We start from the raw sequence: 12,022 nt of genomic DNA, 5'->3' as shown, positions 1-12,022 counted from the left end.
CAGCGCCACGATCACCGGCACCCGGCAAACTCCACACTGATCCGACTGAACCTTCGGCTGGCTCAGTGCGTTGAGAGGTCGAAGCCACAGCCTGTCGAGGAGCGCACCGGTGCCACTGACCTCCACGTCCCACCGCCGGCGGCTAGAACGACTCGTCGGTGGGGTGCGGCAACGGCTGTCACCACTGACCGGCGTCGTCCGACGGGCAATGTCCCGCCTGCCCGGCCCGCCGATCGTGGCGCGGATCGTCGCCGGGCTGATGGCGCTGGCGCTCGCCGTCCTCGCCGGCTTCGCCGCCAGCACCGGGTTCGGCACGGCCACCGCCCAGACCGTGGAGGGCAAACCGGTCCCCGCCGAGCAGGTGCCCCTGATCGCCCAGGCCGCGCTCTCCTGCCCGACCCTCACCGCGCCCCGGCTGGCCGGTCAGCTCATGGCCGCCTCCGGGTTCGTGGCCGACGCCCGCACCGACGACGGCGGCTCCGGGGTGGCCGGGCTCACCGACGAACTCTGGCAGCGGTGGCTGCCCTGGCCCGACGCGCCCCGGCTGGACGTCGCCGCGAACATCGTCGCGCTGGCCCACCACATGTGCGACCTCGTCGGGCAGGTGTCGCACGGCGACATCGACGGCGACACCTGGCAGCTCGCGCTCGCCGCGCACCGTTCCGGGATGCCCGCCGTCCAGGCCGACCGGGGCGTCCCCGACGCGGCGGCCGGGTACGTGCGGACCGTCGTCGACTACGCCGAGTGGTACTCCCGGCAGCCCGACTTCGACCCGGACGCGGCGGACGCCTCACCGACGCCCGCCCCACCCGCGCCGCCCGCCGGCAGCGCGCCACGCCCCATCCCCGACGAGCACCTGGCGGCGATCCTCGCCGCCGGCCGGACCTGCCCGGCGGTGACCCCGGCGAAGATCGCCGGTCAGCTCATGGCGGCGTCCGGGTTCAACCCGAACCTGCTCGGCCCCAACGGCGCGCAGGGCATCGCCCAGTTCCTGCCCACCGTGTGGAGCCGCTACGCGACCGCCGGCCAGTCACCGTGGGACGCCGCGACGGCGATCGCCACGCTCGGCAAGACGATGTGCGCCCTCACCACCGACCTGGGTGGGCTCACCGCCGACCCGTACCCGCTCGCGCTGGCCGCCTTCCAGTGGGGGCCGGGGGTGCAGGCCGGCGGCGCACCCGACCTGGGCACGGTGGACGAGAACGCCGGCCGGGTCCTCGCCTACGCCGCCTTCTACGCCCAGGACCCCCGGCTCGGTGGGCGTCCGTCCCCGCGTCCGCCACTGCCGGCCGGCACCCGGGGCCCGGTGCTGGCCCTGCCGCCCACGCCCGCCGGCGCGGGCCCCGGCCCCGCCGGCAACCCGACCAGAGCCGGCGTCAACCCGACCAGACCCGCCCCGGCGGCAGGCGCCCCGTCCACGCAGGCGGCGGCCCGTCCGACCACCCCCGCGCCGGCGGCGGCGGCCTCCACCGGCTACCGCATCCGCGGGTACGGCAGCACCTGCCTGTACGCCCCGTCGGCCGTGGACGGCCAGCAGTTGGTGATCTGGGACTGCAACGGCTCGGCCCGGCAGAAGTGGACGTTCGGCGGCGACGGCACGATCCGGATGGGGTCGCTCTGCATGGACCTGGCGGACGCCTCCAGCGCCGACGGCACCCGCATCCAGCTGGCGACCTGCAACGGCGGCTGGGCACAGAAGTTCTGGATCAACGGCTCCGGTGACCTGGTCAACTCGGCGATCGGCAGGTGCGTCGACATCCGGGACTGGTCCACCGCCAACGGCACCGGCCTGCAACTGTGGACGTGCACCGGTGAGGCCAACCAGAAGTGGACGCGGGTGAAGGTCTAGCGGGGGCCGGCGGGGCGGCCGATCCGGGCCGACACCAGCGCCGTCCCGTCGGTCTCCGCGACGGCGAAGAACGCCAGCGTGTCGACGGCGGCGGGGATCTCCCCGGTCACCTCCTGCGGCCCGGCGGTCGCCGTCCACTGTGCCACCTGGTAGGTGCGGGTGTCGGCGGCGACCGCATAGAGCCGGTACTCCACCCCCGCCGTCAGGCCGAGCACGGTGGCCCGTACGTCGGAAGCCGACCCGGGGCTGTCGGGGCGGGCCGAGACGGTGACGGACAACCGGGTGGCCGCACCGACCCCCTCCACCGTCACCCCGGCGGCGACCGGGTTGACGGTGGACTGCCGGGCGTCGGGCGCGCCGCCCTGCTGCCGCTGCCCGAGGGTCACCCCCAGGGACACCGCCGCGACCATGGCGAGCGTGCCGGCGACGAGCCACCGCCGTCGACCCCGCCGGGACCGGTCGGACGCGCGGCCGGCCGGACCCCGCCCGCCCGCGTCCCGGGAGGGCGGCCGGTCCGCCGGTCCCGGGCGCGACGCGGCGGCCGGCGGGAGTCCGGGGGCCGGCAGCGTTTCGGAGACCGACGTGGGCTCGGGGGCCGGCAGCGTCTCGGAGACCGGCGTGGGCTCGGGGGTCGGCAGGTCGGGGGCGGGCGCGGAGGCCGGAGCCTCACCGAGGGCCGGGACGGCGGTGGAGGTCGGGACGGCGTCAGGGGCCGGGGTGGCGGTCGGGAGGGCCGGTGCGGTGACGTCGACCGGATCGGTACGCAGGTCGGCGATCTCGCCCGGGGTCAGCCCCGCGAACGCCCCCACCAGGGGGGCCAGCCGGTCACACTCGTCGAGGCAGATCGTGCAGGTGCCGAGGTGGCGTTCGAACTCCCACTCGTCCTGCGGATCGAGGTCACCCCACAGGTAGGGAGCGCACTGCTCCAGGGGGGCGTGGGCCACCGGACCGGGGGCGTCGCTGTCGCTTCGGAGGTCGGTCATGGCCTGTCAGCTCTGCTCGGGGAGGCAGCGCCTCGCGGCCCCGCCGCCGTCATCGTATGCCATCGCGGTCGTGGTGGACGCCTCACGCACCGTCGACCTCCCCGATGACGGCGCGCAACGCGCGCAGGGCGTAGTGGGCGCGGGACTTGACGGTGCCCTCGGCGATGCCGAACTCCGCGGCGATCTCGGCGGTGGAGAGCCCCCGGAAGTAGACCGCCTCCACCACCCGACGGTGCTCGACGCTGATCTTCGGCAGCGCGTCGCGGATGGTCCGCGCCGCCACCACCCGCTCCGCCACGTCGGCGGTCGCCGGAATCCGGTTGAGGTCCAGCGCGCCGACCTCGGTCGGGCGGGCCTGCCGGGCCCGCGCCACGTCGATGGCGACCCGGCGGGCCACGGTGAACAGCCAGCGCCGTTGGGTCTCCAGGTCGGCGGCGAGGCTGTCGATGCTGCGCCAGGCCCGCATCATCGTCTCCTGCAGCAGATCCTCGGCGAGCTGCCGCTCCCCGGAGGCCAGCCGGAGCAGGAACCGGAACAGCGGCTCGGCGTGCACCGCGTGCAGCTCCCGCAGGCGCGCGTCGGGGGCGAGGTCGGGGGCGGGTGGCGGGGGCCCGGCGTCGACGGCCGACGCGTCCGGGTCGACTGCTGCCGCCACCCCGATGCCCGCCCCGCCCGGCGCGTCCGCGTCCGGCCCGCGAGAAAGACCTGCCAACCGGTGCCTCCCCAGCACGCTCACCGTCCGCGTGACCGGCCGCGCGGGCGCGCCCGCAGCTCCGGTCCCACGTCGATCCAGGAGAGCATACGGGGCACCGTCGGACCCGCTGCCGCTGATGCCGCCCGTGGCCCGGCGGCGCGGCCGGCTCCGATGCGGACGGTCCACCGGCCGCAGCCGCCACACCGTGCCACCCGGCCGGTCAGCCATGCGACGCCGCCACCGGGGTGACGTCCTCGGCCCGCAGGGTACGCAGGTCCGCGACGGTCGGCCCAGTCAGCCCACGCAGCCGACCCGCCTGCCGGGTCACCGCCTCGTCGAGCACCTGGCGGGCGTACCGGCCGTTGCCGAAGGCCGGACCGTGCGGGGCCTGCTCGAAGTGCTGGCGCAGCGCGGTCAGCGTGTCCCCGGGGCAGTCGTACCCGCCGGCCCGGGCCAGCCCCTCGAAGATGGCGACCAGCTCGTCGGCGGTGTACGGGGCGAAGTGGACCCGGCGGGAGAACCGGGAGGCCAGCCCGGCGTTCGCGGCGAGGAACTGGGCGATCTCCGCCTCGTAACCGGCGACGATCACCACCACCTCGTCGCGGTGGTCCTCCATCAGCTTCACCAGCGTGTCGATCGCCTCCCGGCCGAAGTCGTTGCGGGCGTCCGGCGGCGCCAGCGTGTACGCCTCGTCGATGAACAGCACCCCGCCCCGGGCCCGTTCGAACGCCTCCCGGGTGCGGTGCGCGGTGTGTCCGACGTACTCGCCCACCAGGTCGGCGCGGGCCACCTCGACCAGTTGGCCGCCCCGCAGCACCCCCAGCGCGGTCAACAGCTGCCCGTAGAGCCGGGCGACGGTGGTCTTGCCGGTTCCCGGTGGCCCGGAGAAGACCAGGTGCCGGGAGACCGACGGCGCGGGCAGGCCGGCCCGTACCCGAGTCCGGGCAGCGGCCAACAGGTCGATCAGGTCGGCCACCTCCTGCTTCACCGCGTCCAACCCGATCATGGCGTGCAGCCGGGCCAGCAGCGCGTCCACCGCACCGGCGGGCGGCTCGTCGTCGGTCGGGCCGGCCGCCGACTCGTCGAGGTCCTGCGGCAGCAGCTGGGCCAGCTCCACCCCGGAGGCGGCGCCGCTGCCGGACAGCCGGAACGCCTGCCGGCTGACCATCTCCTCGAAGGTCTGCCGGGCCACCCGGGCGTTGCCGAACGACCCGGTACGCGGCATCGACTCGAACCACGACTCCAGGGCGATCCGGGTGTCGTACTCCAGGGCGTAGTGGTGGCTGCTGCACAGCCGCTCGACGATCTGCACCAGCTCCGGGGAGGTGTAGCTCTCGAACTCGACGGTCTTGGAGAACCGGGAGGCCAACCCCGGGTTCGCCGCCAGGAACGTACGCATCTGCGCCGAGTAGCCGGCGACGATCACCACCACCTCGTCGCGGTGGTCCTCCATCAGCTTGACCAGCGTGTCGACCGCCTCCCGACCGAAGTCGTGCCCCGAGCCGCCGCCGTCGACCGGCGCCAGGGTGTACGCCTCGTCGATGAACAGCACCCCGCCGATGGCTTCCCTGAACCGTTCGGTGGTCTTCACCGCCGTACCGCCGATGTGTTCGGCGACCAGGTCGGCGCGGGCCACCTCGACCAGCTGCCCGCCGGGCAGCACGCCGAGGGCGGCCAGGATGCGGCCGTAGAGCCGGGCCACCGTGGTCTTCCCGGTGCCCGGCGCACCCGCGAAGATCATGTGCCGGGACATGGGTGGGGCGGGCAGCCCGGCGGCGGCCCGTCGCCGGCTGATCCGGTGCAACCCGACCAGGGTCGCCACCTCCCGTTTCACCCCGGCCAGGCCGACCAGCGTGTCCAGTTCGGCCAGCAGCGGCGCGGCCGGGTCGTCGGCGGGCGGAGCACCGGCCGACGGCGTCGCCGGCACGGCGGGCTCGGCGGCGCGCGCCGGGACCGCCGGGTCGGGTCGCCCGGCCGGCTCGGGCGGTCGGTGCGCCCCGTCCGCCGGGCCGGCGGGCAGCGGGTCACCGGCCCGGCCGGTGGGCGCGGGACCGGCGTCGGTGCCGACGAGTTCCACCGCGGCGTCGTCCACCGTGGTACGCAGCCGACCGCCCCCGTTGCCGCGCAGCCCGGTATCGACCAGCCGGACCGGCCGACGGGTCTGCACCAGCACCCCCGGCCCGGTGTTGCCGAACACCTCGCACCCGGTCACCTCACCCTGCGACTCGCCGGCCAACCACACCCCCGGGCCGTCGCTACCCCGCACCCGGCTGCGCCGCAGCTGCACCGTCGCCCCGCGCTGCGCGGTCAGCCCGGCACCCCGGCTGCCGAGCACGTCCACGCCGGTGGCCCGCAGCCGCCCGGCCGACACGACGAGACCGGTGGCGCAGTCGCGCAGGGTCATCCCCTCCACCGTCAGTTCCCCGTCGGTCACCGACACCCCGGCCGAGCCGGCGTCGGTCACCGCCCCCCGTCGCGCCCGGAGCCGGGCCGCCTCCGCGACCCGCAGCCCCTCCTGGGTCGGCGCGGTGACGGTCAGGTCGTCGACCTCGGGCCGGGAGGTGCCCCGGGCCAGCAGTCCGGACCGGGTCCGGACGATCGTCACCTCCCGGGCGCTGCCGGTCGCCGCGTCGGCGAAGAGCAGGCCGACCCCGTCGGTGGCGGTCAGCGTGCCGCCCTCGATCCGGGGTGCCGCCGTGCCACTGGCCACCACCGCCGCACCGGTGTCCACCTCGACCCGTAACCCCAGGTAGCTGCCGGTGGCGGCGGCCTGCACGCTGAGCCCGTGCCCGCTGCCGGCCCCGACGACGCAGTCGCGCAGCGTCGGGTCGGCCGTCCCGTCGACCAGCACCGCCGGGCCGGTCGCCGTACGCAGCTCGCAGCCGGTCAGCTCGGGGCTGCCCCCGGTCACCAGCACCGCGGGGCCGGCGGTATCCACGATCCGGGTGTCGACCAGCCGGATCGTGCCGTCCTCGACCAGCAGGCCGGGGCCGTCGACGGCGGTGACCACGCACTGTTCCACCAGCCCCCGGCCGCCCCGGGTGCACAGCACCGCCGTGCCGCGTACGTCGGTGACCGTGCACCCGCGCAGCACCGGGTCGCCCCCGGCGACGGCCACCGCCACGGTGCCGATCCCGGCGACCGTGGTGCGGACGACCTCGCCGGTGCCGGCGCGTTCGAACAGCAGACCCGCTCCGGCGGGGTTGCCCACCCGGCAGTCCCGCATGGACAGCTCCCCACGGGGGACGTGCACCGCGACGACGCCCGCGGCCCGTACGCCGCACCTGGTGAGTTCCAGCCGACCGCCGCCGACCTGGACCGTCGGGAGCTGCCCACCGCCACCTACCAGCTCGATCCCGTGCAACGTCACCTCGCCCGCACCGACGAAGAGCGCCACCCCCTCACCGCCGTCGATGGTGACCGTGCCCGGCCCCTCCTCGGCGATCAACGTGACGTCGCCACCGAGCTGGACCTGCTCCCGGTACACCCCCGGCTGTACGACGACGGTGGCGCCCACCGGGGCGACCGCCAACGCGCCGGCAATCGTCGGTTGACAGCCCGGCTCCGTCTGGGAAACCGCCATCACGGTGCTGCTCACCCCTCACCACACTTTCGTCCGATTGATCCTGCGCCCCGCGTCCCGTCCGCCCACCGGAACCGTCCGCCGCCGTCCGGCCGGCGGTGGGCGGGTCGCGTCGTGCCGCCCACCGCCACCGCGGTCACCCCGACGGCAGGGCGAACAACCGCCCCGCCCCGTCGACGCCGATCCCCACCGGCAACGGCGGGGTGCCGCCGTCTGCCGCATCGCCCACCCCGGCGACCGCCCGCAACCGCCGCAGCGTCTGTTCCCCGCCCGGGGCCGGCCGGCCGCCCGGCAACTCCCGCAGGAAGACCTGCCGCGGCCCACCGTCGCCCACCGGCTCGTCCGCGAGCACCTGGAAACAGGTCCCGGCGGGAAAGACCGCCGTACCGTCGGCCCGGGGTCCGGTGTGGACGCCGGCCGGCGCGGTGCGGGCCCCGGTGCCGGCCGCGCCGAGACCGCCCAGCCGGCGGGCGCCGACGGACCAGATCACGAACTGCACCCCGGCGTCCGGCACCGGCGTGGGCGTGGCGTCGACGTCGAGGAAGGCCGGCTCCACCAGCAGCGTGCCGGGCGGGTAGCCGCCCGGCGGCGGGCCGGTCGCGGCGCGGAAGACCGGGCCGAAGACCACGGGCAGGCGACGCAGTCCGTAGCCCACCCAGCGGGCCAGCGCCGTCGGATCGTCGGCCGGCGCGGCGTCGCCACGCAGGACCGCGTTCACCGCCTCCCGTTCGCCGGTGCAGTAGGCACGGACGGCGACCAGGCCCGCCGGCAGGTCCGGCGCGCTCACCGCGGCCACCCGCAGGCCGGGTTCCTCCGCCAGGGTCCGGGTCACCACCTGCGTGTACGAGTCGTAGCGCCCGGCGAGGATCCGCCGCAGGGCCGTACGGTCCCCGCCGGTGGGCGTGCCTGCGTCCAGCCGGACCGTCACCGGAACCCGCGTCGGGCCCGGCGGGGCCGGACGCGGCCCGGGAACGACGACCGGCGGCACGCCGAAGTCGCCGGCCACCGGGCCGGGAACCGGTTCCGGCCGGCCGGCCGGCGGCCCGGGCGACCCGGCAGGGGTGTCCGTCCGCCCGGGGGGCACGGTCACCGGGTCGTCGGCTGCGGCGGGCGGCACGGTCGGGCCGGGCCGGGCGTCCTGCGGGACGGGCGGGGGCGCGGCCGTCGGCTCCGGGGCCGGCGGAGCGCCGTCCCCGGTCACCTCCGGCGACGCCACCCGCAGCAGGTCGAGCCGGGGCACGGCGAGCCGCTGCCACCGGTGCGCACCGTCCGTCGGCACGACCGCCGGGTCGACGGCCGACGCGGACACGCCGACCAGGAGCACGCCCGGGGTGTCGCCTGCCGCACCGGAGCCGTCCGACGGCGCGGCGGCCGGCCCGGCCGGACGGGCGGCGGTCACGGCAGGCGCGGCACCTGTCGTGGCAGGCGCGGCAGCGGGCGGTTCGGGTGTGCCGGGTGCGACAGGTGGCGTGGCAGGCCCCGTGGGCAGGGCGGCCGGGGTGGGGAGCACCGGACCGAGGTCGGTCACCGTCCGGGCGGTGCCGGCCGACCGGGGACGCCACCGGCGGAACGTGCCCGTGGTGGTCAGCAGCCCCGACGCGGTGACCTCTACCCGGGCGTCACCGGCGACGACCGGAGCGCCGAGGGCGTCGGCGAGGGCCCCGAACAGCATCCCGGCGGCGGCGGGGTAAGGCACGTCCCCACAGAGCACCACGGGTCGCCCGTCGCGCCGGAGGGCCGCGAGGTGACCGGCGAGCACCCCGGGCGGCACCGGTCGGCCGGCCACCTGGAAGCCGCCAGCACCGAGCGCCACCTCGACCAGGAACACGTCGAGCGGCACCGGAGGCTGTCGTCCCGGGTCTGCGGGGTCGTCCCGCCCCGCCGGCGTGCCGACCGTCGGTGTGTCGGCAGGAGCGGGCAGGAACGACCAGCCGCCGGGGACCGGCCGTCCCGGCACGCCGCCGGGGGTTCCCGGGCCACCGTCACCCGTCCGCTCCGCGCCCCCGCCGGACGGAACCTGCCCGCCGGACGGGGCAGGCACACCGGACGGAACCTGCCCGTCGGTCAGGGCAGGCACGCCGGACGGGGCAGGCACAGCGTGAGGAACAGGTTCGGCGGCCAGCGCGGACCCGGCGGGCCCGGCGGGTCCGGGGTAATGCGGCCCGGTTGCCGGCGGTGGCCACCCGGCGGGCAGCCACGTGTAGCCGTCCCCGACCGGGGCGACCAGCCAGCCCTCGGGGCCGCCGTCGGGTCGGGACGGTCCGGCGGGCGGTGGGCACCAGGCGGCGGGCGGCTGCTCCGGTCGGGCCGGCCCGCCGTCGGCGACGATCCACCGGCGGGCCGCCGGCACCGCCCGGGTGGACACGGCCGGGGCGTCCAGCGGCACCGCCCCGTCGATCCCGAGATCCGTGGCGAGCCCGGCCGCCCGGCCCGGCACCGCCGCCGGGTCGGCGTAGCCGCCGAGCGGGACCAGCCGGAACCCGGCGGCCGACCCGCCGAGCTGGCGGGGCAGCAGGTCGGCCAGGAGGTCGAACAGGTCCGGCCGGGCGGACACGGTCGTCGAGCAGAGCACCACGGTACGGTCCGGATCGGCCGGCAACCTGGCGGCCACCCCGGCCAGGGCGGCGTAGGGCTCCGTGGCGGCATGGACGAGGAGCACCGCACCGACGGTGCCGGCGTGGACGGGCTCACGAGGGTCGGTCATCGCCGGTCAGCCCGCCGACCGTCCGACCACACCGGTGGCCTCGACCAGCGCCGCCCGGGACCGGTGCACCGCCACCGCGTCCACGTCGGGGGGCGCGTAGCCGGCCGCCCGGATCGCCGCCAGCAGGCCCTCGTCCGGGGCGATCCGGTACCGGGTGAGGTAGTGCCCGGTGGCGGCGGACCAGATCCACCGGCCGTCGCCGAGCAGGTCGACCGGCACCGTACGGCCCGGGGTCACCACGTCGGGCACCCGGGCCACGCCGGTGAGCAGGGGAACTCCGGCGGCGAGGTAGCCGGCGACGCGGTTCGCCTCCTCGATCGACAGTCGTGCCCGGTCGGGGCCGAACGTCGGGTTCCCGGTCGCGTCGAGGGTGTCGAAGGTCGCCGCGACGCATACCCGCTCGGCCGGTCGGGCGGCCCAGAGCAGGACGGCCCCCGCCAGCGCACGCCTGTGGTACGCGGGCAGCCCGGCCAGGTGCCCGAAGACCTCGACCAGCGGGTCGGTCTCCCCCACCGCCACCAGGGCGGCCTGGAGCCGGGCGGTGAGCGCGACCGCCCCGGCGCGGGCCTGGGCCAGGTAGACCCGGGTGGCCGGCGGGTACGGCGTCGCCGGGGCGGGGCGTCGCCAGACCCGCCACAGCCCGACGGGTTGCGTCTCCCCGTTGCCGAGGGCGTCGACGGCGGCCCGGTCGACCTCGTCCAGGCCGCCGGAGACGGCCTGGACCTCCCCGCCGGACGTGCCCTGGACCTCTGCGGCCGAGGCGGGCGTGCCGGCGGCGTGACCGCCTCCGGTCGGCGCACGCCCGGTGGGCGGGTCCGGCGTCCAGGTGTACGGCGGGGTGTGGTCGTCCCCGGCGCGGGGCAGGTCGGCGAGCAGGTCGTCGGGCACACCGGCGGCGGTGAGCACCCCGGTGAGCAGCAGCACGTCGGGGTCGGTCAGCCGGATCTGCCGGGCGAGGGCGGCGAAGGCCACCATCCGGGCCACCTCGGTCACCGCACCGTCGGCCAGCCCGGCGCGGGCGGTGCCGAGCAACGCGGCGGGGGCCTGCCCGGCGATCCGCAGCAGGAGCCGGTGCATCGCCGACGGCACGCTCATGCCTCCACAACGGCGGGTTCGGCATGCTGGTTCACCCCGGTCCGGTCGGGGTCGCACATCGCCGCGAAGAGGTACGACAGCGACCGGTGCACCGCCACCGCGTCGAGGGTCGGTGCGGTGTAGTCGGCGGCCCGGATCGCCGCGAGCAGGTCCGGTTCGGGGGCGAACCCGTACTGGTCGGCGTAGTAGGTGACCGCCTCCGACCACAGCCACCGGCCGTCGCCCCGGACGCCCGTGGGCACCGGGTCGGCGGCCGACGCCGGGTCGAAGCCGTCGGTCGAGCGGTGCGGGCTGGCCAGCAGCGGCACCCCCGCGCCGAGGTAGGCGACGACCCGTTCCGCCTCGTCGTCGGTGAGGGTGCCGGGTGGGGCGGCGGGGTCCGGCGGGGTGGCCAGCCGCAGCGGGGTGGCGGGGCGGTCCGCCCAGAGCAGCGCCGAGTAGGCCAACGCCCGCCGCTGGTACTCCGGCAGGTCCGTCGGCTCGCCGAAGACCTCCACCAGCGGATGCCGTTCACCTGCCGCCTCCAGGGTGGTGGCGATCCGGGCGGCGAGGGCCACCGGTTCCGGGCCCTGCACGAGGTAGAGCCGCTTCGGTTGCGGATACCGCGCGGCGACGGCCGGGTACCGCCAGGACCGCCAGAGCCCCACCGGCCCGGGTGCGGCGGTCACGGCGGCGACGGCGGCCCGGTCGAGGTCGTCGGGCCCGCCGGGGCCGTCCCCGCCGACGGTCAGGTCCATGCTGTACGGCATCCGCCCGTCGGCCCCGGCCAGCACCTGCGGGCCCACCGGGGCCATCCCGTACGCCACCGGCGGGGCTTCGCCGGTGACCAGTCGAGCGAGCACGTCGCCGTCCGCGCCGGTGTCGTGCAGGATCCCGGTGAGCAGGACACGCTCGGACGCGGTGAGCCCGACGCCCCCGGTCAGGCAGGTGAACGCCACCGCCTGGGCCACCTCGGCCAACTGACCCGCCGCGAGCCACTGCCGGGCCGCGCTGACCACCTCGTCCGGGGCCTGCCCGGCGAGACGCAGCAGCAGCCGGTGCACGGCGGTACGCCTGTCGGTGGTCGGCCCGGTCGTCGTGGTCATGCCCCCACAACGGCCGGCGGGGCGGGCCG

General features: G+C 77.0%; 7 protein-coding genes. 1 reads left to right on the top strand and 6 read right to left on the bottom strand.

The window, feature by feature from the left end; all coding sequences use genetic code 11:
• Positions 1-109: 109 nt before the first annotated feature.
• Positions 110-1,849 carry a ricin-type beta-trefoil lectin domain protein gene (locus ACWCHM_RS08270; RefSeq protein ID WP_454221937.1) on the top strand — a complete coding sequence of 580 codons (1,740 nt, stop codon included), beginning with the start codon at positions 110-112 and terminating at the stop codon, positions 1,847-1,849.
• Here the strand turns inward: ACWCHM_RS08270 and ACWCHM_RS08265 are convergent.
• The 6 genes from ACWCHM_RS08265 to ACWCHM_RS08240 form a co-directional block, all read right to left on the bottom strand.
• Complete coding sequence (locus tag ACWCHM_RS08265) at positions 1,846-2,832, bottom strand: hypothetical protein (protein WP_454221936.1); 987 nt, start codon at positions 2,830-2,832, stop codon at positions 1,846-1,848. The two genes, ACWCHM_RS08270 and ACWCHM_RS08265, sit on opposite strands and share 4 nt — an antisense overlap.
• 82 nt (positions 2,833-2,914) lie before the next feature.
• Positions 2,915-3,544 carry a sigma-70 family RNA polymerase sigma factor gene (locus tag ACWCHM_RS08260; protein WP_454221935.1) on the bottom strand — a complete coding sequence of 210 codons (630 nt, stop codon included), beginning with the start codon at positions 3,542-3,544 and terminating at the stop codon, positions 2,915-2,917.
• Positions 3,545-3,746: 202 nt separating this feature from the next.
• The gene (locus tag ACWCHM_RS08255) at positions 3,747-7,109 is read right to left on the bottom strand and encodes an AAA family ATPase (protein ID WP_454221934.1); all 3,363 of its coding nucleotides are present in this window, start codon (positions 7,107-7,109) and stop codon (positions 3,747-3,749) included.
• A 136-nt stretch (positions 7,110-7,245) separates the two neighbouring features.
• Positions 7,246-9,813, bottom strand: a complete 2,568-nt coding sequence (locus ACWCHM_RS08250; protein ID WP_454221933.1) for a hypothetical protein — start codon at positions 9,811-9,813, stop codon at positions 7,246-7,248.
• A 6-nt stretch (positions 9,814-9,819) separates the two neighbouring features.
• On the bottom strand, positions 9,820-10,908 hold the full coding sequence (locus ACWCHM_RS08245; protein ID WP_454221932.1) for a hypothetical protein: 1,089 nt from the start codon (positions 10,906-10,908) through the stop codon (positions 9,820-9,822).
• Positions 10,905-11,993, bottom strand: a complete 1,089-nt coding sequence (locus ACWCHM_RS08240) for a hypothetical protein (RefSeq protein WP_454221931.1) — start codon at positions 11,991-11,993, stop codon at positions 10,905-10,907. Before ACWCHM_RS08240 ends, ACWCHM_RS08245 begins: the two co-directional genes overlap by 4 nt.
• Positions 11,994-12,022: the final 29 nt, after the last annotated feature.

This window comes from Micromonospora sp. SCSIO 07396 (assembly GCF_053667945.1).
Note: the sequence above shows the minus strand (reverse complement) of the source record. Positions and strands in the feature narration are given on the sequence as shown.

Bases quoted from the DNA above. Each gene is read 5' to 3' on its own strand.
- ACWCHM_RS08265 (WP_454221936.1), bottom strand. From the start codon at position 2,832: ATGACCGACCTCCGAAGCGACAGCGACGCCCCCGGTCCGGTGGCCCAC.
- ACWCHM_RS08255 (WP_454221934.1), bottom strand. From the start codon at position 7,109: ATGGCGGTTTCCCAGACGGAGCCGGGCTGTCAACCGACGATTGCCGGC.
- ACWCHM_RS08250 (WP_454221933.1), bottom strand. From the start codon at position 9,813: ATGACCGACCCTCGTGAGCCCGTCCACGCCGGCACCGTCGGTGCGGTG.
- ACWCHM_RS08245 (WP_454221932.1), bottom strand. From the start codon at position 10,908: ATGAGCGTGCCGTCGGCGATGCACCGGCTCCTGCTGCGGATCGCCGGG.
- ACWCHM_RS08240 (WP_454221931.1), bottom strand. From the start codon at position 11,993: ATGACCACGACGACCGGGCCGACCACCGACAGGCGTACCGCCGTGCAC.